Genomic DNA, 23064 nt, shown 5'->3' on the forward strand with positions numbered 1-23064 from the left:
CGGGGCCGAGGGCCGTGGTGCGCGCCTCCCTCGTCACGACCGTCGCCGACGCTCTCCTCGACGAGATCGTCAGCGGCGCGCTGCCCGTCGGCTCCGAGCTGCCGAGCGAGGCCGACCTCGCCGAGCGGCACGATGTGAGCCGGGTCACGATGCGCGAGGCGCTCAAGCGCCTGCAGGGCCTGGGCGTGCTCGACGCGCGCCGGGGCAAGCGCGGCGTTGTGAATCCGACGACGCTCTGGACGGACGTCGGCCCGGTGCTCCGCGCGATCGCGCACGGCGCCGACGTAGGAGCGGCCGAGCTGCAGCTCATCGAGGTGCGCGAGATGCTCGAGTGCGGGGCCTGCGCCCTCGCGGCGACGCGGCGCACCGAGTCCGACCTCCAGCGGCTCGATGTCCTCGTCGAGCGGATGCGGGGAGCGCACGAGCACGAGGACGTCGCCGCGTTCGTCGAGGCCGACATCGCGTTCCACGACGTGATCCTCGCGGCGACGGCCAACGCCTTCGTCGGAGTCGTCTTCGCCCCCCTCTCCCGCGTCCTGCGCGAGAAGCGGGAGCAGACCTCGGCGATCCCGCGGATCCAGCGCCATGCGATCGAGCAGCACGCGGCGATCGTCGCGGCTCTGCGCACCGGCGACGCCGAGGAGTCCCGTCGGGCGATGGCCGCGCACATGGCGCAGACGGCCGAGGACTTCCGCACCCTCGTGCTGCCGACCCTCCGATGACCGTCATCGACGACGCTTGACGGCTCGGTCGCGGCTTGTAAGATATCTGCTATCAGCTACAAGGGAGTGATGATGGTGGAAGAGGCACGCGTGATCGAGGGCTGGCCCGATCGCATCGAGGTCGAGGCGCGGACGGTCGCCGCCGAGGTCGCCCGGTCGCGCCGAGTGCTCGTGGTGCTCGATGACGATCCGACCGGCACGCAGTCGGTCTCCGACCTCCCCGTGCTGACCTCCTGGGACACCGACGACTTCCTCTGGGCCTTCGAGCGCGACGCCGCCGCCGTCTACGTCCTCACCAACACGCGGAGCCTCGACCCCGGCTCCGCCGCCGCCCGCAACCGCGAGGTCGTGGCGCACGCGAGCGCCGCCGCCGCCGAGCTCGACCTGGCGATCGGCTTCGTCAGCCGGGGCGACTCCACCCTGCGCGGCCACTACCCGCTCGAGACCGACGTCATCGAGGAGACCCTCCGCTCCGTCACCGGTCGCGGCTACGACGGCGTCGTCATCGTCCCCGCGTTCCCCGACGCGGGCCGGGTGACCATCGGCGGCGTCCACTACATGCGCGGCGACGACGGGCTGACTCCGATCGCCGAGACCGAGTTCGCGCGCGACGCGACCTTCGGCTACCGCTCCTCCGACCTCGCCGACTGGGTCGAGGAGAAGACCGGCGGGCGCTGGGCCGCCGCCGATGTCCTCCGCCTCGATCTGGCCACCCTGCGCGGAGGCGTCGACGGCATCGTCGAGGCGCTCCTCCCCCTCGGTGACGCGCGGCCCGTAGTCGTGGACGCCCTCGTCGAGGACGACCTGCGCCTCCTGGCCCTCGGCCTCTCGCGCGCGGAGGAGGCGGGGAAGACCCTCCTCTACCGCGTCGGCCCGCCGTTCGTCCGGGCCCGCATCGGCCAGGAGGTGCGCGCGCCCCTCACCGCCGCGGAGATCTTCCCCGGCGACCCCTCCGGCGATCTCGCCCGCGGCGGCCTGGTCGTGGTCGGCTCGCACGTCGGCCTCACCTCGCGCCAGCTGGGCGTGCTCACAGCGCGAGGCGGGCTGGTGGCCACGCTCGAGATCGACATCGACGCCGTGCTCGACCCCCTGCGGGCCGAGGCCCACCTGGGCGAGGTCGTCGCGGAGGCGGTCGCGGGTCTCTCGGCCGGCGACGTCGCGGTGCACACCAGCCGCACACTCCGCCGCACCGACGACGCCGACGAGAGCCTCGACATCTCGCGCCGCGTCTCGGCCGCGGTGGTGAGCGTCGTCCAGGGGATCCTCGAGCGCACTCGCCCCCGCTTCGTGATCGCGAAGGGCGGCATCACCTCGAGCGACGTCGCCTCCGCGGGCCTGCGGATCCGTCGCGCGATCGTGCGCGGACCGATGCTTCCCGGGATCGTCTCGCTCTGGGAGCCCGTCGACGGACCCGCGGCGGGGATCCCCTACATCGTGTTCGCGGGCAACGTCGGAGGCGACGAGTCGCTCGCCGACGTCGTCGCCGTCCTCACCGCTCCGACCATCACTCTCTCGAACGGACACTCCTCATGACGTCAGCATCCCCGTACCGCGTCGCCGTCCTCGGACTCGGCGCGATGGGACTCCCCATGGCCACCCGCCTCGCCGGCGAACTCACCGTGCACGGCTTCGACATCGCGCCGGCCCGCCTCGAGCTGGCGGCCGATGCCGGCATCACGCCCTTCGACTCCGCCCGCGGAGCCGTCGAGGGAGTCGACGCCGTCCTCCTCGCCGTGCGCAACGGCGAGCAGCTGCGCGAGGTGCTCTTCGGCGAGGCCGGCGTCGCCGAGGCGCTCACCCCCGGCGCCGTCGTCGTCATGACCAGCACCGTCGGCATCGCCGATGTGGTCGACGTGGCGACCCGACTCGAGCTGAGCGGCGTGCACCTCGTCGACGCCCCGCTCTCGGGCGGGCCGGTGCGCGCCGGAGCCGGAGACCTGCTGATCGTCGTCGGCGCCGCTCCCGAGGCGCGCGAGAAGGCGCAGCCCGTGCTCGACCTGCTCGCTTCGACCCTCTCGGTCATCGGCGACCGTGCGGGCGACGGTCAGGCCTTCAAGACCGTGAACCAGCTGCTCTGCGGCGTCCACATCGCCGCGGGCGCCGAGGCGCTCGCCCTGGCCGAGGCGCTCGGGCTCGACGCCGCCGCGACGCTCGAGACCCTCTCCGCCGGAGCGGCCGGCTCGTTCATGCTCGGCAACCGCGGCCCGCGGATGCTGCAGGCCTACGACGAGGAGGGCGCCGAGGTGCTGAGCCGCCTCGACATCTTCGTCAAGGACATGGGCATCGTGACCTCGGCCGCGCGCGACTCCGGACTGTCGACTCCGGTCGCCGCCGCCGCCGAGCAGCTCTTCCTCCTCGGCGCCGCGCACGGCCTCGCCGCCGCCGACGACTCCGCCGTCATCCGAGTCATCGCCCCCACCCCCGTCACCCCCTGATCCGCCCTACGGGATGCTCGCTCACGCGCCGGACTGCTCGTCCGCGGCGCCGGGCACGCCGACCCAGGAGCCGGTCGCGGCCGCGTCGAGCACGGCCTCGGTGATCAGAGCCGCGCGGAGTCCGTCGTCGAAGGTCGGCAGACCCTCGACCTCGGCTCCGGCCACGGCAGCGTAGGTGTCGCGGGCGAAGGCGTTGAAGGCGTCCTGGTAGCCCATCGGGTGCCCGCTGGGCACGATCGAGAGCCGCGCGGCGTCCGGAGCGAGGATCGCCGCGTCGCGCGGGACGAGCGCTGCGCTGTCGCGCCGACCCACCCAGAGCGTCTCGGGGAGCTCCTGCTCGAAGCGCAGCGACTCGTCGAGCCCCGAGACCTCGAGCACGAGCTCGTTGCGGTGCCCGGCGGTCACCTGCGAGACCAGGAGGGTGCCCACGGCACCGCCGGAGAGCCGGACGATCGCGCCCGCCACGTCCTCCGTCTCGACCGGCCTGCCGCCCCGCTCGGCGTGGATCGTGCTCGTGACCGAGGCGAGCGATTCGATGCGCTCTCCCGTCACGAACTCCAGCAGATCGACAAGGTGCGAGCCGATGTCGCCGAAGGCGCGCGAGCGCCCGCCCGAGGCCGGGTCGACCCGCCAGTCGTCGTCTGAGGCGCCCAGCAGCCAGTCCTGCAGGTAGCTGCCGCGCACGGTCACCAGGCGCCCGGTCTCGCCCGCGGCGACCCGGGCCCGCGCCTCGCGGACCATCGGGTGGAACCGGTAGGCGAACGGGACCGCGGCGACGATGCCGGCGGAGGCGGCGGCCCGCGCGAGCGAGCGCGCCTCCTGCACCGACGCCGCCAGCGGCTTCTCGCAGACGACGTGCTTGCCCGCCGCGATCGCCGCGAGCGCGAGCTCGGCGTGCGAGGCGTTCGGCGTGCAGACGTGCACGAGGTCGATGTCGTCGTCCTCGATCAGTGCCCGCGCGTCGGAGTGGGAGCGCTCGAAGCCGAGCTCGCCCGCCGCCCGCTCGCCCTCCTCGGGGCTCGAGGAGGCGATGCCCGCGAGCACCGCTCCGGCACTGCGCGCCGCGCGGCTGTGCACGGCGGCCATGAAGCCGCCGCCGAGCACCCCGACGCGCAGGGCGGCCATCAGACCAGCGTCGCTTCGGTCGGATCCCAGCCCTCCGGCAGCGCGGGACGCGGCGCGACGGTGCTCTCTACGAGCACCTTCTCGCCGGTCTCGGCGGCCTCGAGGAGCGAGAGCATCACATCGGTGACGTGGTAGGCGAGGTCACCGGAGGCGGCCTCGGGCCGGTCGGCGCGGATCGCGCGCGCCAGCTCGAGCACCCCCGTGCCGCGCGAGGCGGTGGATCCCGTGGCCTGGATGACCTCGGGCTCCTTCGTGCCGCGGCGGTAGAGGGTGATCTCGCCGTCGTGCATGTTCGGGTCGGGCAGGACGAGGGTGCCCTCCGAGCCGTTGATCTCGACGAAGCCCATCCGCAGCATGCTCGACTCGAAGCTCCAGACGCCCTGCGCCGAGGCGCCCGACTCGAAGCGGAGCAGCCCGCCGATGTGGGTCGGGATGGTCACCGGGAACTCGGTGCCCTCCTTGGGTCCGGAGCCGACGACGCGGGTCGCGCGCGCCTGCGACGAGACCGCCGTGACGCTCTCGACCGGTCCGAGGTTCTGCACGAGGGTCGTGATGTAGTACGGCCCCATGTCGAGCAGCGGGCCGCCGCCCTCGGTGAAGAAGAACTCGGGACTCGGGTGCCAGCCCTCGGGGCCGGGGCCCTGGAACAGCGTGATCGCCGAGAGCGGCGTGCCGATCGCTCCGCTCTCGATGATGCGCTGCGCGGTCTGCAGACCGGCACCGAGGAAGGTGTCGGGCGCCGTGGCGACGCGCAGTCCCTTCTCCTTCGCGAGGGCGAGCAGCTCGACTCCGCTGTCGCGGTCGAGCGAGAAGGGCTTCTCGGTCCAGACGTGCTTGCCGGCCTCGACGGCGCGGCGGGCGACCTCGACGTGCGCGGCCGGGATCGTCAGGTTGACGACGATCTCGATGCCGGGGTGCGCGAGGAGCTCGTCGACCGATCCCGACCCGGGGACACCGAACGCCTCGGCCTGCGCCTTCGCGCGCTCGAGGTCGATGTCGGCGACGAACAGCACCTCGAGGTCGGGGAAGGTGGTGAGGTTGGTGAGGTACTGGGTGCTGATGTTGCCCGCACCGATGACGCCGACGCCGGCGCGGCCCGAGCCGCTCATGCGTCGATCCCGGTGACGTAGGCGTAGGCGGTGGTGAGGCCCTCGAAGACGTCGCCGGCGTAGGCGTCGAACTCGAGCACGGGGAGCGCCTGCGGGGCCGCGGCGAGCACCGCGGGGATGTCCATCGCGCCGGAGCCGGCGGGCAGCTGCGCCTCCGTGTCCCTCGAGACCGGCCCGTCCTTGATGTGCAGGAAGCGGACCTTGTCGCCGAGGCGGCCGAGCACCTCGACCGGGTCGTCACCGCCCACGGCCGCCCAGTAGGTGTCGAGCTCGAGGAGCACGCGCGGATCGAGCAGGGTCGCCAGGTGCTCGTAGGCGCTCGTGCCGTCGACGCGGTTCTCGAACTCGAACCAGTGGTTGTGGTAGCCGAGCGTCAGCCCGCGCGAGGCGGCGGAGTCGACGAGCGCGTTGAGGTCGTCGGCGATCGACTTCACGTCGTCGGCGCTGGTCCAGCGGGCCGGGTCGACGTGGGGGTCGATGACGGTCTGCACGCCGAGCGAGGCGGCGACGTCGAGGATCTCGTCGACGGAGGTGCCCTCCTGCGGTCCGAGGAGGCGCGCGTGGGCGCTCGGGGCGGTGAGCCCGCTGGCGGGGAGGGCGGTGCGGTAGCCCTCCGCGAGGTTCACGAAGTCGAAGAGCTCGACCTTCGCGAGTCCGATGCCGGCGAGCCGGTCGAGGGTGGCGGGCAGGTCGGCGGCGAGAGGCTCGCGGACCGAGTAGAGCTGGACGGAGAGGTCTGTAGGTGATGCCACCGGGAGTGCTCCTGATTCGACGTCGAAAGGATGGTGGTCCGACCCTACGGCGACTTCTGTCGGTGGACAAGCAGAACTTGACCGGCAAGGGCTTAGAAGTCCTCGAGTTATGAGCAGAAGGCCCGCCCCTGTGGTTGACTCTCGCCATGCCACCCCGCCGTCGACCCGTGAGCGCGGCCGGCGAGCTGCTGCTGCTCCTCTCCGACGGAGTCGCCCGCACCCGCGCCGACGTCGCCGCCGAGACCGGCGCCCACCGCGCCGCCGTCTCGGCGCAGCTCGACGCCCTCACCGACGCGGGTCTCGTCGTCCGCCGCGACGACGCCCCCTCCTCCGGCGGCCGCCCCGCCGCGCGCGTCGCCCTCGACCCGGGAGCCCGGCACCTGCTCGCGATCGACCTCGGCGCGGCGCACGCGACGATCGCCGTCACCGATCTCGACGGGAGCGTCCTGGCCGAGCGGCGGGAGGCCATCGCCATCGCCGACGGTCCGCACGTCGTCCTCGAACACGCCCTCGACGTCGCCGACGCGCTGCTCGCCGGGATCCCCGGAGACGCGCCACTGGCAGGAGTAGGCGTCGGCGTCCCCGGCCCCGTCGAGCACGCGACCGGCCGGCCGGTGAAGCCGCCGATCATGCCGGGCTGGGACCGCTTCGACATCCCCGCCTTCGTCGGCGGCCGCCTCCCCGTGCCCGTCCTGGTCGACAACGACGTGAACCTCCTGGCCCTCGGCGAGCACGCCGACCGCTTCCGCGACGTCGACGACCTCCTCTACCTGAAGGTGTCGACGGGCATCGGTGCCGGCATCGTCAGCGGAGGCGTGCTCCAGCGCGGCGCGCTCGGCGCGGCCGGCGACCTCGGTTACGTGAAGGTGCCCGGCGACCGCGGCGAGGCCGACCTCGAGGCGATCGCGAGCGGCTCCGCCCTCGCGCGCCGCCTCTCCGTCTCGAGCACCTCCGACGTGGTCGCCCTGCTGCAGGCGGGAGACGCCTCCGCGGTCGAGCTCACCCGCGCCGCCGGCCGCGACATCGGCGAGGTGCTGGCGATCTGCGTCAATCTGCTGAACCCCTCCGTCATCGTGATCGGCGGCAGCATCGCGGAGGCGAGCCTCGAGATCCTCGCCGGCGTCCGCGAGGTGGTCTACCGCCGCTCCCTGCCGCTGGCGACCCGCTCACTCGACATCCTCCCCTCCTCCGCCCGCGGCGCCTCCGGAGCCCGCGGCGCCGCCCTGATGGTGCGCCGCCACCTGCTCTCCCCCGCGCAGGTGGACGCGTTCCTGGCCGCTCAGGGCCGGGTGTAGTCGAACTGCAGGCGCATCCGGTCGCCGCGGAACACGATCGTCGAGTACTCGAACGCGACGCCGGCCCGACTCGAGATGACATCGGTGAGCTGGAGCGCCGGATCTCCGCGGTGCAGGCCCAGGAGCTGCGCGTCCGCCTCCCCCACGGCCACGGCCTCGAGCCCCTCCGACACGTCGTGCATGTCGAGCGCGAAGTGATCCTCGAGCACCACGCACAGCTGCTCGCCGACGACGTCGAGCCCGTCGAGCGTCGGAGCGAGCGCGGCCGGCACGAACGAGCGGTGCACGCTGAGGGGTTTGCCGTCGACCGAGCGGAGGCGCACGATCGCGAAGACCTCGTCGGCCGCGGTGAGCCCGAGCCGCTTCTGCACTCGGCCCGGAGCGACTCCGCGCGCGAGCGAGACGAGCCGCGTCGAGATGGAGTAGCCGAGCACCTCGAGCTGCTCGCGGATGCCGCGGTACGCCGGCGAGACCGCGCTGATCTTCTCGGGCGCGACGAAGGTGCCCTTGCCCGGGACCCGCACGACGAGCCCGTCCGCTGCGAGCTTGTTGAGCACTCCCCGCACGGTCATGCGACTCAGCCCGTACTCGCGGTTGAGCTCGTTCTCGGAGGGGACGCGCCCGCCGTCCGCCCATTCACCGCTCGCGATCCGCGCCTGCAGGATGTCCTCGAGCTGCTGGTAGATCGGGACGGCGGAGTTCCGATCGATGACCTCGGCCATGCTCCGTCTCCTCTCGGTCGTTGCCCAGCCAGTCAAGCGCAATCCTACTTGTATAGGGCGGTATAGGCAGGTACAGTCCGTAACCGTGCGCCGCAACGATGCGGTGCAGTACGACTCACGAGGAAGTGAGGCACGCCCCCGTGGACGTCTCCACCCGCACTCTCACCCGCGCTGCCCGGGGCGACGGCTACGCCGTTCCCGCGGTCAACGTCTTCGACGAGATCAGCATGCGCGCCGTCATCGCGGCCGCCGAGCGCACGAGCGCGCCGCTGATCGTCCAGATCTCGACAAAGACCGTCCGCACGGCGGGCTGCTCCTTCATCACCGCCCTGTTCGCGGCTCTCAGCCGCGACGCGACCGTGCCGATCGCCCTCCACCTCGATCACTGCCCCGACCGGGCGGTGATCGACGAGGTCGTGGCCGCGGGCTGGTCCTCCGTCCTCTTCGACGCCTCCGACCGCGGCTTCGACGACGCCGTCCGCGAGACGGAGGAGGTCGTCGAGCAGGCGCACGCCGCCGGGGTCGACGTCGAGTCCGAGATCGAGAACATCCTCGGAGTCGAGGACGGCGTCGGGAGCGACGACGCCCAGCACGCCTACTCCGTGGAGCAGCTGGCCGAGGTCGGCGAGCGGACCGGTGCCGACCTGCTCGCCCCGCAGCTCGGCACGAGCCACGGGCTCTACAAGGCCGACCCCGAGATCCTCCCCGAGCGCGCCGCCGCGCTGGCGGCCCTGACCGACCGGCCGATCGTGCTGCACGGAGGAACCGGCCTCGCCGAGGCCGACTTCCGCGCGTTCATCGACGCGGGCGTCTCGAAGATCAACATCTCGACCGCGGTCAAGCACGCCTACATGCAGGCGTCGCTCGCGCACCTCGAGAGAGCGCGCGACTCCGACTCCTGGGACCCGCCCAAGCTGATCGTCGACATCTCAGCCGCGGTGACCGACACGATCGCCGAGCACATCGCGTGGTTCGGTGCCGAGGGCCGGGCGAGCGCGCGATGACCCGTGCGCTGATCTTCGACTGCGACGGCGTCCTCGCCGACACGGAGCGCGACGGCCACCTGCCCGCCTTCAACGAGACCTTCGAGCACGCGGGACTGCCCGTCCGGTGGAGCGAGAGCGACTACGCCGAGGTGCTCCGCATCGGCGGCGGCAAGGAGCGGCTCGCCTCCCTGCTCACCCCCGAGTTCGTCGAGCGGGCCGGTCTGCCGGAGGGCCAGGAGGAGCAGCAGGCGCTGATCAAGGACTGGCATGCGGAGAAGACCCGCCGCTACACCGCCATGGTCCGCTCCGGAGCGATGCCCGGACGGCCCGGGATCGCCCGGATCGTCGCCGAGGCGCTCGACGCGGGCTGGCTCCTCGCCGTCGCCTCCACGTCGGCCGAGGCATCGGTGCGCGCGGTGCTCGAGCACGCCGTCGGCGACAGCACCGCCTCGCGCTTCGCGGTCTTCGCGGGCGACGTCGTGCCCCGCAAGAAGCCGGCGCCCGACATCTACGAGCTCGCGCTGACGTCGCTCGGGGTCGACCGGGCCGACGCCGTCGTCGTCGAGGACAGCGCCAACGGGCTGCGGGCGGCCGTCGCGGCCGGCCTCACCACGGTCGTCACGGTCAGCAGCTTCACCGCCGAGGAGGACTTCTCCGGCGCCGCGCTGGTCGTCGACAGCCTCGGCGACCCTCCGACGCAGCCGGCCCACGTGCTGCAGAACCCCAGCGGCATCGAGGTCGGCGACCGCGTCGACCTCGGCACCCTGACCACCCTCCTCACCCGCTGACCACTCCGATACGAGGACCCCTCATGAGCACCGACACCGAGACCCGGCTCGAATCCACCGTCCGACTGATCGCGCAGACCTGCGTCGACAACGAGAAGTACTTCTGCGACCTCGACGCCGTCGCCGGTGACGGCGACTTCGGCTACTCCCTCGCCCGCGGGTTCGAGAAGGTGCTCGCCGAGTTCGACACCTTCGACCGCTCCGATCTCGGCGCCTTCCTGCAGAAGGTCGCCACGACCATGAGCGGGCGGATCGGCGGCACTTCGGGTCCCATCTGGGGCACCGCGTTCCTCCGCGCCGCGATCACGATCAAGGGCAGGCACGAGCTGGAGGCGGCCGACGTCGTCGCCATGCTCCGGGCCGCGATCGAGGGCATCAAGAAGCGCGGAGGCGCCGACCTCGGCGACAAGACCCTCCTCGACGCGCTCGTGCCGATGACCGACGCGATCGAGGCCGACGCCGCCGAGGGCGCGCCCTCCGCCGAGATCGCCCGCCACGCCGCCGAGGTCGGCCGCTCCGCCGCCGAGGCGACCTCGTCGCTCGAGGCCCGCCGCGGCCGCGCTTCCTACACCGGCGAGCGGAGCATCGGCTCGCCCGACCCCGGCGCGATCGCGATGGCCGTGCTGGCCGAGCGCATCGCCGACACCTGGTGACCCTCCGAACCCGACCACCCCTCCCGACTCCCAGACCCACGATGAAGTGAGGAACCACCCATGAAGAAGTTCGTCAACGACCCCCAGGCGTTCGTCCCCGAGATGCTGAAGGGTCTCGCCCTCGCGAACCCGGACACGCTCGTCTACGACCCGCAGTACAACCTCGTGCTCCGCGCCGATGCGCCCAGCGACGCGAAGGTCTCGATCGTGCAGGGCTCCGGCTCGGGTCACGAGCCCGCCCACGTCATGATCGTCGGCAAGGGCATGCTCGACGCGGCCTGCCCCGGCGACGTGTTCGCCGCGCCTCCGACCGACTACGTCACCGAGGCCGCGCGGCGGGTGAACAGCGCGAAGGGCGTGCTGCTGCTCGTCAACAACTACACCGGCGACAAGATGGCCTTCGAGATGGCGGAGGAGATCGCCGACGCCGAGGGCATCAAGGTCAGGACGCTGTTCATCGACGACGACGTCGCGGTGAAGGACTCGACCTACACGATCGGCCGCCGCGGAGTGGCCGGCAACTTCTTCGTGATCAAGGCGGTCGGAGCCGCGTCCGAGGCGGGCGCCGAGCTCGACGAGGTCGTCCGCGTCGGCGAGAAGGTCAACTCGGTCACCCGCACGATGGGCGTCGCGCTCACCGCCTGCACTCCGCCGTCGAAGGGCTCGCCCCTGTTCGAGCTCGGTGACGACGAGATCGAGCTGGGAGTCGGCATCCACGGCGAGCCCGGCCGCGCCCGCCAGAAGATCGTGCCCGCGAACGAGATCGTCGACCTCCTGCTCGACCCGATCATCTCCGATCTGCCCTACTCCGACGGCGACGAGGTCGCGCTGATGATCAACGGCCTCGGCGGCACCCCGATCTCGGAGCTCTACCTCCTCTACGGCATCGCCCACGAGAAGCTCACCGCGCTCGGCATCAGGCCCGTGCGCAGCTACGTCGGCGAGTACTGCACCTCGCTCGACATGGCCGGCGCCTCGATCACCCTCGTCAAGCTCGACGACGAGATCAAGGAGCTGCTCGCGGCTCCCGCCGAGATCCCGATCCGCACCTTCTGAGCAGGGGGACACCACCATGAGCACCGAGAGGATCGGCGACTCCCTGAGCCTCGCCGACGCCCGCCGCGTCATCGACGCCGCGGTCGCCAAGGCGGAGGAGATCGGCCAGCCCCAGGACATCGCCGTCGTGGACGCCGGCGGCCATCTGAAGGCGCACGTGCGGATGGACACCGCGAACATCGGCAGCATCTCGATCTCGATCAACAAGGCCTACACCTCGATCGCGTTCCAGACGCAGACGCGGGATCTCACCGAGGCCACCCGGCCCACCGGAGACCTGTTCGGCCTGAACGACGCCCACGGTGGCCGTCTGGTCGTCTTCCCCGGCGGGATCCCCCTGGTCCGCGACGGCCGCATCGTCGGCGCGATCGGAGTCTCGACCGGCTCGATCGAGCAGGACCAGACCGTCGCCGAGGCCGGCGCCGCCGCGTTCTGACCAGGAGACGGGGCCGTCCAGCGGCGGCCCCGTCTCGCGGTCGGCGAACGCCCGTCCTCGGCGTGCCGATTGGGCTCGGCGACAGAACCGGCGCAGACTTGATCGGTGCCCGATCTGCAGCTCTCGTTCCCCTGGGAGACGCAGCCCGTCTTCGTGGACGCCGAGCCGCCGCACCTGAAGCGCGTCGTCGCGAACTCGACCGACCGCGTCGCCTGGCTCCGTGCCCGCTCCCGCGGCATCACCGCGACCGACGTCGCCCGCCTCTCCTCCCCCGCCGCCATCGACAAGGCGGCGCTCGACAAGCTCTACGGCACGGGCTTCGGAGGCAACGCCTTCACCGATCACGGCCGGGCGCGCGAACCCGAGATCGCCGCCTGGGTCCGCCGCGAGCACCTCATCGAGCCCAGTAGCGCCCTCTTCCACGCGAGCCAGGAGCGGCGCCACCTGGCCACGCCCGACGGCATCGGCCTCCGTGACGACGGGCGTCTCGAGCTCTGCGAGATCAAGACGACCTCCAAGCCGTGGAAGAGCATCCCGCGCCACTACCTGCGCCAGGTCTTCTGGCAGCAGTACGTCCTCGGCGCCGAGCGCACCCTGGTCGTCTGGGAGCAGCACCGCGACTTCGTCCCCGTCGACGCCGAGCCCGAGTGCCGCTGGGTCGACCGCGACGAGGACGAGATCCACATGCTCGTCCGTCTCGCCGGGATGCTGATGGCCGAGCTGCACGAGAGAACGCGCGCAGGCCGACGGTGACCGTCCTGCTCCTCCACGGCCTGGGCGGCGACCGCTCCCAGCCGCTCGGACTCCTGCGCGCGGCGCTGCCGGCCGGAGTCGAGGTGATCGCGCCCGACGTGCGCGCGCACGGCGCCTCCGACCTGCTCGGCTCGGCCGGCGACTTCTCGCTCGACTCCCTCGCCGACGAGGTCACAGAAGAGGTCGTCCGCGCCGGAGCCGCGCACAAGCCGCTCACCGTCCTCGGCATCTCGATGGGGGCCGCGATCGCGCTGCGGCTGGCCAGCCGCAAGGTGCTCCCGATCGACCGCGCCGTCTTCGTGCGCCCCGCCTTCACCGCCGAGCCGCTGCCCGAGAACCTCTCGGTGTTCCCCGTCATCGCGCAGCTCCTGCACGACCACGGCGCCAAGCGCGGCGAGCGGATGTTCCGCGCCTCCGGCCTGTTCCAGCGCGCCGCCGACGTCTCGCCGGCCTCCGCGGAGGCACTGGTCGGCCAGTTCCGCGCCGACCGCGCCGCAGAGCGCGCCGTCCGCCTCGCCGAGATCCCCCGCAACTCCGCCTACCGCGACTCGGGCGAGCTCGCCGGCGTGATCGCGCGCACGCTGGTGATCGCGGCCGAGAGCGATCCGGTGCACCCGATCGCGGTCGCGGAGCAGTGGGCTAGATCTCTTCCGGATGCGGCATTCGAGCGGGTCCCGGCCCGCGACGAGGGTCTCGCCCGTCAGCAGGAGCAGATCCGCGGGCACGTGCGCGGCTGGCTCGCGCAGCGCTGAGCTCCTCGAGCGCCAGCACGCTCCCCACGATCGCCAGCCATAGCACCGCGATCGCGGTCGCCACGAACTCGAGCGTGCCTCCGACGCCCATCCAGACCCGGAGGAGCGAGAGCATCGCCCCGATGCCCGCCACCACCGCGACCGTGATGCCGGCGACGAGCGACAGCCGCGCGACTCCCGGCCGCTCGCGCGCCGTCGACAGCTGCAGCATCGCCAGACAGGCCGCCGCGAAGCCGAGGACGGCCGCCGAGGTGTGCACGAGGTCCTGCCAGCTGAAGGTCGGGCCGACCGGAAGCGGGCAGCCCGCGGTGCACGTCACCTGCGAGGCGAGGGCGAAGCAGCCCGACGCCAGGAGGACCACCACGGCGGGCGGCAGAGCGCGCAGGAGCCGCGTCCGCACGCTCCACGCGCCGATCGCAGTCAGGGTGCCGCCGGCCGCCACCAGGAGGAGCGCCACGCGGAAGGTCCCGGCGGTCGCCATGTCGGGCGCGCCCATCTCGCTGACGTAAACCCAGCGACTGGTTCCGATGCTCACCCGTGCCGCGAGGAGCAGTGCCAGCCCCGCCAGGACGAGCAGCGAGCCGGCCGTGAGGAGTGAGATCCTGGCTCGTCGTCGCTGCACCCCCTCATCGTGCCAGACGGCCGCTGAGCGAGTGCTCCACCTCCCCTCCGGGGGTCACACCGGCAATCTTCTCCGGCGGGTGACACCGCCGTAACAGCCCGGACTCATTACCTCGATTGACTGGGCGCGGCACTCGGAAGCGGGGTCCGGGGGCGGATTCCGTCGTCCCCTCCCGCTCGAAGCACCACCGGGGCGCGACAGGAAGGGTGATGATGCACAGCAGTGCACTCGGGCACGGCCTCACGATCGGGGAGATCCCGGAGGAGGTCGTCCTTCCGGACACCATGACGGCGGCCGTCATCGACGCACCCGGCGACGCCTCCGTCCTCCACCTCGCGACGGTGCCCACCCCCACGGCCATCAACGCCGAGTTCACCGTCAAGGTGATCGCGGCCGGAGTGAACCCGCTCGACGCGAAGACGCGCGCGGGTCGCGGGGTCGCCTCGCAGATCGCCTCGTACCCGGCCGTGCTGGGCCACGACTTCTCGGGTGTCGTCGTCTCGAGCCCCTATCCGGCCCACTCGCTACGGCCGGGCGACGAGGTGTACGGCTTCGTGATGGTGCCCCGCTACTCCGGCTCGTACGCCGAGTACGTGAGCGTGCCGAGCGTCTCGATCGCCCGGAAGCCGACGACCCTCTCGCACGTCGAGGCGGCGGGCGTCCCCCTCGCCGCGCTCACGGCCTGGGGCATGGTCGTCGAGCTGGCGAAGGCGCACGAGGGCCAGCGGATCCTGATCCACGCGGGGTCGGGCGGAGTCGGCCACTTCGCGGTGCAGTTCGCCGCCTACTTCGGCGCCTCCGTCATCGCGACCGGATCCACGCGCAACCTGCAGTGGCTGCGCGAGCTCGGCGCCGCCCAGGTGATCGACCACACGGCGGAGCGGTTCGACGAGATCCTCGACGGCGTCGACGTCGTGATCGACCTGGTCGGCAACGTGCACGACAGCACCGGCTCGCGCTCGCTGAAGGTGCTGCGACCCGGCGGTCTCATCGTCAATGCGCCGACGGGCAGCTGGCCCGAGTTCTTCCAGGAGGCGGCGGTCGCCGGCGTGCGGGCCTCGACCTACAAGGTCGCGCCCGACGGCGCCACGCTCGCGGTGATCTCGCGCCTGCTCGAGTCGGGCGACGTCCGCGTCTTCATCGACGGCATCTTCCCCCTCGCCCGCGCCTGCGAGGCGCACGAGCAGCTCGAGACCGGCCACACCCGCGGCAAGATCGTCCTCACCGTCGCCGAGGGCTGACCCGCCGCCCCTCGCCCAGGGGTTCCCTCACTCGCTGCCTGCTGCCTGCTGCCTGCTGCCTGCTGCCTGCTGGTGGGGCGTATCGAGACCCACCATCGCTCAGAGGCCGCGCTCCAGCACGAAATCCTCCTCGTAGCGCCCACCCACGAGGAACCGCTTCGTCCCCACGACCTCGAAGCCGTGCTTCGCGTAGAAGCGGCGGGCCCGCTCGTTCTCCTGGTTCACGCCGAGCCAGACCCCGCGAGCACCGCTCTGCCGTGCGTTCTCGATACTGGCGGTCATCAGCCGGGCGGCGACGCCCGAGCCGTGCCGGGCGGGCAGGGCGTAGCACTTGCTCAGCTCGACGCTCGGCCGGTGGGTGAGCGCGGAGGCGGCGTCCGCGTCGGCCGGCTCGCCGCGGAGGAGCATGGTGTACCCGAGCGCCCCGGTCTCGTCCTCGGCGACGAACAGCACCCGGGCCTCATCGGCCAGGTACTCGCGGAACCGCTCGACCGACAGCACCGTGCGGATGAAGTCGGCCTTCGCCTCCTCCGTCGTGTGCGGCGGGCAGGCGAGCGGGAAGGTGATCGCCGCGACGGACGACAGTGCGGTGGCATCGGAGGCGACGGCGCGGCGGATCGTCACGGACGAGGGGGAGGGATCGGACACGCCGACCAGTATGCCCGCCGCGGGGAGCACCCCCGGAGACGACGAAGGAGGGGGCCCGCCGAAGCGGACCCCCTCCCTGTCACTGCCGAGCCGAGGCTCAGGAGAGGACGTTCACGTCCAGCGGGATGCCGGGGCCGAAGGTCGTCGAGACGGCGGCCTTCTGGATGTAGCGACCCTTCGAGGAGGAGGGCTTGAGGCGGTTGATCTCGTCGAGAGCCGTCTTGAAGTTCTCCTGGAGCTGCTCCTCGGTGAACGCGGCCTTGCCGACGACGAGGTGCACGTTGGCGTGCTTGTCGACGCGGAACTCGATCTTTCCGCCCTTGATCTCGTTCACGGCCTTGGCCACGTCCGGGGTCACGGTGCCGGTCTTCGGGTTGGGCATGAGGCCGCGGGGGCCGAGCACCTTGCCGAGACGACCGACCTGGCCCATGAGCTCCGGCGTCGAGACGGCGGAGTCGAACGCGACGTATCCGCCGGCGACCTTCTCGATGAGCTCGGCGCCGCCGACCTCGTCGGCGCCCGCAGCGATCGCGGCCTCGGCCGCGGGGCCGGTCGCGAACACGATGACGCGGGCGGTCTTGCCCGTGCCGTGCGGGAGGATGACCGTGCCGCGGACCATCTGGTCGGCCTTGCGCGGGTCGACACCGAGCTTGAGGGCGACCTCGACGGTGCTGTTGAACTTGGCGGAACCGGTCTCGCGAGCGAGCGCGACGGCCTCATCGGCCGTGTAGAACTTGCCCTCTTCGAGCTTGGCCGCGGCGGCCCGGTAGGCCTTCGACTTCTGTGCCATGTTGTTTCTCCTTGAAACGAGAATGTGGTTCTAGAGCCTGGCGGGCTCTCCCACGGGATGTTGGAGTTCTGTGTGTGCCGTGATCACGGCCGGGAGTGCTGCTCACGGGAGGCAGAGAGCCCGCGGGGAGGGTTCTCGAGGCGCGTGATGCGACCCCATTGAGGGGTCGCCGTTGCGTTCACGAGGCTTCCGCGGTGAGTCCGCGCTCGTGAGCGCGGGGCTGCCGCCTGTGAATAGCGCTTCGCGCTATTCGACAGTGATGCCCATGCTGCGAGCCGTGCCCGCGATGATCTTCGCCGCGGCCTCGATGTCGTTGGCGTTCAGGTCGGCCTGCTTCGCCTCGGCGATCTCGCGGACCTGCGCGCGGGTGAGCTTGGCGACCTTCACGGTGTGCGGGGTCGACGAGCCCTTAGCGACGCCGGCAGCCTTCTTGATGAGCTCCGCGGCGGGCGGGGTCTTGAGGATGAACGTGAACGAACGGTCCTCGTAGACGGTGATCTCGACGGGGATGACGTTGCCGCGCTGCGACTCGGTCTGCGCGTTGTACGCCTTGCAGAACTCCATGATGTTGACGCCGTGCTGACCGAGCGCCGGACCGATCGGGGGCGCGGGGTTCGCCGCGCCGGCCTTGATCTGGAGCTTGATCAGGCCGGTGACCTTCTTCTTGGGGGCCATTCAGGATTCCTTTTCTCAGGGTTCGAGCGGTGGGGGTTCCCGGCCGCTCTCCCGCGCACCCGACGGAGTCGGATCGCGGTGGAGGAGGGTCGGACGGCGCGCACGAACGGGGCGCCGACACGAAAACCCACACGAGCCTACACGTCGCAGCCCTCCCCCGACAGGGCTGAGGAGGAGCCGGAACGCAGAACGCCCCCTCCGGCACTGCGGAGGGGGCGTTCGAGCGCGACGGCGAGCGTCAGAGCTTGGTGACCTGGTCGAACGACAGCTCGACGGGGGTCTCGCGCTCGAAGAGCGACACCAGCACCGTGAGCTTGCCGCTCTCGGGCTTGATCTCGCTGATCGATCCGGGCAGACCCGCGAACGAGCCCTCCTTGATCGTGATGGTCTCGCCGATCTCGAAGTCGACCTCGGCGGGCAGCACGCGCTGCGTCTGCTTCTGGCCCTTGACGCCGGACGCCTTGGACGGCGCGACCTCCTTGATCTCGACGAGGCTCTTCAGCATCGTGAAGGCCTCCTCGAAGCGCAGCGGAGTCGGGTTGTGGGCGTTGCCCACGAAGCCGGTCACGCCGGGGGTGTGGCGGACGACCGACCACGAGTCCTCGTTGAGGTCCATGCGCACCAGCACGTAGCCCGGGATGCGCACGCGGGTGACCATCTTGCGCTGGCCGTTCTTGATCTCGACCACGTCCTCCATCGGCACCTGGACCTCGAAGATGTAGTCCTCGGCCTCGAGCGAGACCTTGCGGTTCTCGATGTTCGACTTCACGCGCTTCTCGAAGCCCGCGTAGGAGTGGATGACGTACCACTTGCCCATCTTGCCGCGGAGCTCGGTGCGGAACGCCTCGTAGGGGTCGATGTCGGCGACGTCCTCGCCCGAGTCCTCAGCGTCCTCCGCAGCGACCTCGGCCTCGTCCTCGACGGCCTCGAGGGCCGCTTCGGCCTCCTCGACGGTGTCGATGTGCGCGGCCTCGTCGACGGCCTCGTCGGCCTCGGGGTCGTCGACCGAGCCGATCGCGTCGAGCGCCGCCTCCAGGTCGGAGGCGAGGTCGTCCTCGGACTCGTTCTCGTCGATGACGCTCAGGGCGCCCTCCTCGGCAGGCTCGATGGCGTCCTCAGCCTGGGCGAGGGTCCCGCCCTCCTGCGCCTCGTCGACCTCCGACGACTGCTCGGCAGCCGTCGCCCAGTCGACGTCGTCGCGGTTTCTGTCAGACACTCGTAACTCTCTCTCGTTCGATCCGGTGCGCACCCGTCGGGTCGCGCACCGCTGTCGCCGGCGTCCGCCGCTCTCGCGATCGCGGACGCCTCCGGGCTCAGGTGGCGGGTGTGCCGAACACGTAGGTCACGGCCAGCGCGAACACCCAGTCGAGGAACGAGACCAGCGCCATCATGATGACGACGAAGATCAGCACCACCACGACGTAGTTGCCCAGCTCCTTGCGGGTCGGCGTGACGACCTTCTTCAGCTCGGCGATGACCTGCCGGATGAAGAGGGCGATTCTCGCGAACGGATTGCGCCGCGCGGCTCGCTGCTGATTCGCGATCGCGACGACGTCCTCGCTCGGCTCGTCGACTGCTTTCCCGGCCACCTGCACGCACCTTTCCCGCACCGGAACCTCCGGTGTGGCCGGCCGCCCATGGGGCGGCCCTGGACCGATGTCCGCTGCATCGCGGGGACCGCGTGCGACGGGCATCGATGTGCAGGGCGGACAGGGCTCGAACCTGCAACCTGCGGTTTTGGAGACCGCTGCTCTACCAATTGAGCCACCGCCCTATGGATGCCGTTGCGGGCATCCGAGGAGGAATCGGACCCTGCTGCACCCGGCGGCGGACCCTCTCGGGCGCTGCGAATCGGGGCAGAGTTCGACTACCTCGGACGAGTGTACGTGGCCCTGTGGGGCGTGTCCAGCTGAGCGGCGGGCGTCGGATGGAGCCTCTCGCGCGCAGAGGATACGCTGGCGATCGTGCCCTCCCCCACTCGCATCTCCGCCCGCATCGCCGCCATCGCCGAGTCCGCGACCCTGAAGGTCGACGCGAAGGCGAAGGCGCTCCAGGCCGAGGGGCGCCCCGTCATCTCGTACGCCGCGGGCGAGCCCGACTTCCAGACGCCGCAGCACATCGTCGAGGCGGCGTCGGCGGCGGTGCTCGACCCGAAGAACTACCGCTACACGCCCGCCGCCGGCCTCCCCGACCTCCGCCGTGCCATCGCGGACAAGACGGCGCGCGACTCCGGCTGGGCGGTCGAGCCCTCGCAGGTCGTGGTGACCAACGGCGGCAAGCAGGCCGTCTACCAGGCGTTCCAGACACTCCTCGACGAGGGCGACGAGGTGCTCGTCCCCACTCCGTACTGGACCACCTACCCCGAGGCCATCAAGCTCGCCGGAGGCGTGCAGGTCGATGTCTTCGCCGGCGCCGACCAGGGCTACCTCGTGACGGTCGAGCAGCTGGAGGCGGCGCGCACCGAGCGCACCAAGGTCCTCCTCTTCGTCTCGCCGTCGAACCCCACCGGCGCCGTCTACTCGGCGGAGCAGACCGCCGCGATCGGCGAGTGGGCCGAGGAGCACGGGCTCTGGGTCATCGCCGACGAGATCTACCAGAACCTCGTCTACGCGACCGAGGGCCAGGACGACGCGGCTCCCCTCGAGAGCGCCACCTCGATCGTCGAGGCCGTGCCCGCGCTGCGCGACCGCACCATCCTCGTCAACGGAGTCGCGAAGACCTACGCCATGACCGGCTGGCGCGTGGGATGGATGGTCGGCCCCGCCGACGCGATCAAGGGCGCCGCCAACCTGCAGTCGCACCTCTCGAGCAACGTCTCGAACATCTCGCAGCGCGCCGCGATCGCCGCCCTCACCGGGCCGCAGGAGCCCGCGGAGGAGATGCGCCGCGCCTTCGACCGCCGCCGCCGCACGATCGTCGCCGAGCTGAACGCCATCGACGGAGTCGAGTGCCCGACCCCCGGCGGCGCCTTCTACGTCTACCCCGACGTCCGGGGCCTGCTGAACCGCGACTGGCGCGGCACCACCCCGACGACCTCGCTCGAGCTCGCCGACCTCATCCTCGAGCAGGCCGAGGTGGCCACGGTGCCCGGCGAGGCCTTCGGTCCCAGCGGCTACCTGCGGCTCTCCTACGCCCTGGGCGACGACGCGCTCCTCGAAGGCGTGAAGCGCCTGCAGGAGCTGTTCCGTTAGGCCTCTCTCCTCCTTCGTCGTCGATCGGCCGCGGTCGGCTCGGTAGCGCGGTCGCGTTCCGCAGAGCGTCCTGCGTCCGCGCACGGCGATGCTTCTGAGCCTCTCTCCTCCTTCGTCGTCGATCGGCCGCGGTCGGCTCGGTAGCGGGGTCGCGTTCCGCAGAGCGTCCTGCGTCCGCGCACGACGAATCGCTGACACGCGATTCGCCGGTTGCGCTCGGCCTTGCGCTCTCCCCTGCCAGGCGAGCGCGTCGCCGGGGGCGCCCTCCCCCTGCTGATCGAGTAGCCCGCGCAGCGGGCGTATCGAGATCCACCACCGTCGGAAGTCCCACGCTCAGGGCCGCACTGCTGACACTGGTGGGTCTCGATACGCCCTGCCGGGCTACTCGACCAACGAGGGAGGAGGCCGCCAGCCAGCTTGCGGGGGTCTCTTCCGAGTGGATCGACCGGCGTCTGCAGGCGGGGGTCAGCAGGAGAGTCGTCCCGACGCGATCGCGACATTCCGCAGTGGGCGAGAACGGAGAGCGCCAGTACTGTCTTCTGCGGCCAGGACAGGGCACGCTGGTGCGATGACCGATGACCCCGCCGTCCGAGTCCGCGATCTGCGGAAGGACTACGGCGGCGCCCCGGCCGTCGTCGGCATCACGTTCGACATCCACCGCGGCGAGACCTTCGCCCTCCTCGGGCCGAACGGCGCGGGCAAGTCGACCACCATCGAGATCCTCGAGGGCTATCGCGACCGCTCCGGAGGCGAGGTGTCGGTGCTCGGCGTCGACCCGCGGCACGGCGACCTCGCCTGGAAGTCGCGCCTCGGCATCGTCCTGCAGTCCAGCGGCGAGTCCGGCAACGCGACCGTGCGCGAGCAGATCGCGCACTTCGCCGGCCTCTACCCGCACCCTCGCGACGTCGACGAGACGATCGAGGCCGTCGGGCTCACCGCGAAGGCGCGCTCGCGCATCGGCAAGCTCTCGGGCGGCCAGCGCCGCCGGGTCGACGTCGCCCTCGGCATCATCGGCCGCCCCGAGCTCGTCTTCCTCGACGAGCCGACGACCGGCTTCGACCCGGAGGCGCGGCACTCCTTCTGGGACCTGGTCGCGCTCCTCAAGAGCGAGGGCACGACGATCCTGCTGACCACCCACTACCTCGACGAGGCCGCGCGCCTCGGCGATCGCGCGGCGGTCATCGCCGGCGGCCGCCTGCTCGCGATCGGCCCGGTCAGCGAGATCGGCGGCGACGAGGCCCGTGTGCCGATCGTGCAGTGGGAGGAGGGCGGGGTGCTGAACCGCGTCCGCTCCGCCGAGCCGGCGCGCGTCGTCGCCGAGCTCAACGACCGCCTCGGCGAGCCCGCCGCTCTCGAGGTGGTCCGGCCGAGTCTCGAGGACATCTACCTCGACCTCATCCGCGACGACCGCTCCGGAGACACCCTCGACCGCATCGGAGAGCCCGCATGAGCGCCGTGATCGACCGCCCGATCCGCCCCCGATCGGTCCGCTACGGTCCGGGACGGACGCTGCGCCTCGGCGCCGCGAGGGCGCGCTACGAGGTCCGCTCCTACTTCCGCGCCCCCGACCAGGTCTTCTTCACCTTCCTCTTCCCCGTGCTGCTGCTGACGATCTTCTCGGTCGCTTTCGGCGAGAACGCGATCATGCAGGCGAACCCGCAGGACCCGGGCATCACGATGGCCGAGTACTACGTGCCGGGGCTCGCCGCGGCGGGCATCCTGCTCTCGGGTGTGCAGAACCTCGGAGTCGACATCGCGGTCGAGCGCAGCGACGGCACCCTCAAGCGCCTCGCGGGGGCGCCGCTGCCCGTGCTGAGCTACTTCCTGGGCAAGTTCGGGCAGGTGCTCGTGACGAGCCTCGCGCAGACGGCGCTCCTCCTGGTCGTCGCGGCCACCGTCTTCTCGGTCGAGCTGCCGAGCGACAGCGGGCGCTGGGCGACCTTCGCGTGGGTGTACCTCGGCGGAGTGGCGACCTCGGCCATCCTCGGCATCGCCGTCTCCGCGCTCCCCCGCTCGGGCAAGAGCGCCACGGCCGTGATCGTGCCGCCGCTGCTGGTGCTGCAGTTCATCTCGGGCTCGTACCTGTCGTTCACGACGCTGCCGGACTGGCTGCAGAACGTCGCGAGCGTCTTCCCGCTGAAGTGGATCGCGCAGGGCATGCGCGCAGTGTTCCTCCCCTCCGACTTCGAGGGGCTCGAGGTCGGCGGCTCGTGGGATCTCGGCGGCGTCGCGCTCGTGCTGGCCGTCTGGCTCGTGGTGGGCCTCGTCGCCTGCCGCCTGACGTTCCGCTGGATCCGCCGCGACTCCTGACCT

At 71.5% G+C, this 23064-nt stretch carries 25 protein-coding genes and 1 tRNA gene; 15 read left to right on the forward strand and 11 right to left on the reverse strand.

Annotated features, from left to right (window positions below; all coding sequences use genetic code 11):
• The first annotated feature begins 17 nt into the window (after positions 1-17).
• The 3 genes from GRS92_RS06105 to GRS92_RS06115 all read left to right on the forward strand — a co-directional run bounded on the left by GRS92_RS06105 (position 18) and on the right by GRS92_RS06115 (position 3157).
• Positions 18-722, forward strand: coding sequence for a FadR/GntR family transcriptional regulator (locus tag GRS92_RS06105; RefSeq protein ID WP_327437426.1), 705 nt, complete (start codon positions 18-20; stop codon positions 720-722).
• A 72-nt stretch (positions 723-794) separates the two neighbouring features.
• The gene (locus GRS92_RS06110; RefSeq protein WP_159854301.1) at positions 795-2255 is read left to right on the forward strand and encodes a four-carbon acid sugar kinase family protein; all 1461 of its coding nucleotides are present in this window, start codon (positions 795-797) and stop codon (positions 2253-2255) included.
• On the forward strand, positions 2252-3157 hold the full coding sequence (locus tag GRS92_RS06115; protein ID WP_159854303.1) for an NAD(P)-dependent oxidoreductase: 906 nt from the start codon (positions 2252-2254) through the stop codon (positions 3155-3157). Before GRS92_RS06110 ends, GRS92_RS06115 begins: the two co-directional genes overlap by 4 nt.
• Positions 3158-3178: 21 nt before the next feature.
• On the opposite strand, the gene GRS92_RS06120 is transcribed toward GRS92_RS06115, so the two are convergent.
• Genes GRS92_RS06120 through GRS92_RS06130 form a run of 3 tightly spaced genes read right to left on the reverse strand, consistent with a single transcriptional unit; the run spans position 3179 to position 6143 of the window.
• Positions 3179-4282 (reverse strand): Gfo/Idh/MocA family protein, encoded by a 1104-nt coding sequence (locus GRS92_RS06120; RefSeq protein ID WP_159854305.1) that lies wholly within the window; start codon positions 4280-4282, stop codon positions 3179-3181.
• A complete protein-coding gene (locus GRS92_RS06125; protein WP_159854307.1) occupies positions 4282-5391 on the reverse strand; it encodes a Gfo/Idh/MocA family protein in 1110 nt (369 codons plus the stop codon). Before GRS92_RS06125 ends, GRS92_RS06120 begins: the two co-directional genes overlap by 1 nt.
• The gene (locus GRS92_RS06130; protein WP_159854309.1) at positions 5388-6143 is read right to left on the reverse strand and encodes a sugar phosphate isomerase/epimerase family protein; all 756 of its coding nucleotides are present in this window, start codon (positions 6141-6143) and stop codon (positions 5388-5390) included. Before GRS92_RS06130 ends, GRS92_RS06125 begins: the two co-directional genes overlap by 4 nt.
• A gap of 146 nt (positions 6144-6289) precedes the next feature.
• Between GRS92_RS06130 and GRS92_RS06135 the strand changes: the two genes are divergently transcribed.
• The gene (locus tag GRS92_RS06135; protein WP_159854311.1) at positions 6290-7438 is read left to right on the forward strand and encodes an ROK family transcriptional regulator; all 1149 of its coding nucleotides are present in this window, start codon (positions 6290-6292) and stop codon (positions 7436-7438) included.
• Here GRS92_RS06135 and GRS92_RS06140 read toward each other — a convergent pair.
• Complete coding sequence (locus tag GRS92_RS06140) at positions 7423-8160, reverse strand: GntR family transcriptional regulator (protein ID WP_159854313.1); 738 nt, start codon at positions 8158-8160, stop codon at positions 7423-7425. The genes GRS92_RS06135 and GRS92_RS06140 overlap by 16 nt on opposite strands.
• Positions 8161-8300: 140 nt before the next feature.
• Between GRS92_RS06140 and GRS92_RS06145 the strand changes: the two genes are divergently transcribed.
• From GRS92_RS06145 to GRS92_RS06175, 7 genes are all read left to right on the forward strand, one after another.
• Positions 8301-9164, forward strand: a complete 864-nt coding sequence (locus GRS92_RS06145; RefSeq protein ID WP_204162054.1) for a class II fructose-bisphosphate aldolase — start codon at positions 8301-8303, stop codon at positions 9162-9164.
• Positions 9161-9934 (forward strand): HAD-IA family hydrolase, encoded by a 774-nt coding sequence (locus GRS92_RS06150; RefSeq protein ID WP_159854317.1) that lies wholly within the window; start codon positions 9161-9163, stop codon positions 9932-9934. The genes GRS92_RS06145 and GRS92_RS06150 overlap by 4 nt, the downstream gene beginning before the upstream one ends.
• Positions 9935-9957: 23 nt before the next feature.
• Positions 9958-10587 carry a dihydroxyacetone kinase subunit DhaL gene (gene dhaL / locus GRS92_RS06155; protein ID WP_159854319.1) on the forward strand — a complete coding sequence of 210 codons (630 nt, stop codon included), beginning with the start codon at positions 9958-9960 and terminating at the stop codon, positions 10585-10587.
• Between the two features lie 60 nt (positions 10588-10647).
• On the forward strand, positions 10648-11643 hold the full coding sequence (gene dhaK / locus GRS92_RS06160; protein ID WP_159854321.1) for a dihydroxyacetone kinase subunit DhaK: 996 nt from the start codon (positions 10648-10650) through the stop codon (positions 11641-11643).
• Between the two features lie 16 nt (positions 11644-11659).
• Entirely contained in the window at positions 11660-12079 is a 420-nt protein-coding gene (locus GRS92_RS06165) for a GlcG/HbpS family heme-binding protein (RefSeq protein ID WP_159854323.1), read from the forward strand.
• Between the two features lie 114 nt (positions 12080-12193).
• Positions 12194-12832: a YqaJ viral recombinase family protein gene (locus GRS92_RS06170; protein ID WP_442966228.1), complete on the forward strand. Its 639-nt coding sequence runs from the start codon at positions 12194-12196 to the stop codon at positions 12830-12832.
• Complete coding sequence (locus tag GRS92_RS06175) at positions 12829-13584, forward strand: alpha/beta hydrolase (RefSeq protein WP_159854327.1); 756 nt, start codon at positions 12829-12831, stop codon at positions 13582-13584. Before GRS92_RS06170 ends, GRS92_RS06175 begins: the two co-directional genes overlap by 4 nt.
• Here GRS92_RS06175 and GRS92_RS06180 read toward each other — a convergent pair.
• Entirely contained in the window at positions 13472-14206 is a 735-nt protein-coding gene (locus GRS92_RS06180; protein ID WP_159854338.1) for a DUF998 domain-containing protein, read from the reverse strand. The two genes, GRS92_RS06175 and GRS92_RS06180, sit on opposite strands and share 113 nt — an antisense overlap.
• A gap of 212 nt (positions 14207-14418) precedes the next feature.
• Between GRS92_RS06180 and GRS92_RS06185 the strand changes: the two genes are divergently transcribed.
• Positions 14419-15447 (forward strand): NADP-dependent oxidoreductase, encoded by a 1029-nt coding sequence (locus GRS92_RS06185; RefSeq protein WP_442966229.1) that lies wholly within the window; start codon positions 14419-14421, stop codon positions 15445-15447.
• Positions 15448-15546: 99 nt separating this feature from the next.
• Here the strand turns inward: GRS92_RS06185 and GRS92_RS06190 are convergent, their stop codons facing one another.
• From GRS92_RS06190 to GRS92_RS06215, 6 genes are all read right to left on the reverse strand, one after another.
• Complete coding sequence (locus tag GRS92_RS06190) at positions 15547-16095, reverse strand: GNAT family N-acetyltransferase (RefSeq protein ID WP_159854340.1); 549 nt, start codon at positions 16093-16095, stop codon at positions 15547-15549.
• 97 nt (positions 16096-16192) lie between these two features.
• Complete coding sequence (gene rplA, locus GRS92_RS06195) at positions 16193-16885, reverse strand: 50S ribosomal protein L1 (protein ID WP_159854342.1); 693 nt, start codon at positions 16883-16885, stop codon at positions 16193-16195.
• A gap of 246 nt (positions 16886-17131) precedes the next feature.
• Entirely contained in the window at positions 17132-17560 is a 429-nt protein-coding gene (gene rplK, locus GRS92_RS06200) for a 50S ribosomal protein L11 (RefSeq protein ID WP_159854344.1), read from the reverse strand.
• Positions 17561-17798: 238 nt separating this feature from the next.
• Positions 17799-18776 (reverse strand): transcription termination/antitermination protein NusG, encoded by a 978-nt coding sequence (nusG, locus tag GRS92_RS06205; RefSeq protein ID WP_159854346.1) that lies wholly within the window; start codon positions 18774-18776, stop codon positions 17799-17801.
• Positions 18777-18873: 97 nt separating this feature from the next.
• Positions 18874-19149, reverse strand: coding sequence for a preprotein translocase subunit SecE (secE, locus tag GRS92_RS06210; protein ID WP_056041554.1), 276 nt, complete (start codon positions 19147-19149; stop codon positions 18874-18876).
• Between the two features lie 112 nt (positions 19150-19261).
• Positions 19262-19334: transfer RNA gene (locus GRS92_RS06215), tRNA-Trp, on the reverse strand.
• 190 nt (positions 19335-19524) lie between these two features.
• Between GRS92_RS06215 and GRS92_RS06220 the strand changes: the two genes are divergently transcribed.
• The 3 genes from GRS92_RS06220 to GRS92_RS06230 all read left to right on the forward strand — a co-directional run bounded on the left by GRS92_RS06220 (position 19525) and on the right by GRS92_RS06230 (position 23061).
• Positions 19525-20751 (forward strand): pyridoxal phosphate-dependent aminotransferase, encoded by a 1227-nt coding sequence (locus GRS92_RS06220; RefSeq protein ID WP_159854348.1) that lies wholly within the window; start codon positions 19525-19527, stop codon positions 20749-20751.
• 568 nt (positions 20752-21319) lie between these two features.
• Positions 21320-22201 (forward strand): ABC transporter ATP-binding protein, encoded by an 882-nt coding sequence (locus GRS92_RS06225; protein WP_159854350.1) that lies wholly within the window; start codon positions 21320-21322, stop codon positions 22199-22201.
• Entirely contained in the window at positions 22198-23061 is an 864-nt protein-coding gene (locus tag GRS92_RS06230; RefSeq protein ID WP_159854352.1) for an ABC transporter permease, read from the forward strand. The genes GRS92_RS06225 and GRS92_RS06230 overlap by 4 nt, the downstream gene beginning before the upstream one ends.
• Positions 23062-23064: the final 3 nt, after the last annotated feature.

The sequence above is a fragment of the Rathayibacter sp. VKM Ac-2754 genome, from assembly GCF_009807095.1.
Classification (GTDB): domain Bacteria; phylum Actinomycetota; class Actinomycetes; order Actinomycetales; family Microbacteriaceae; genus Rathayibacter.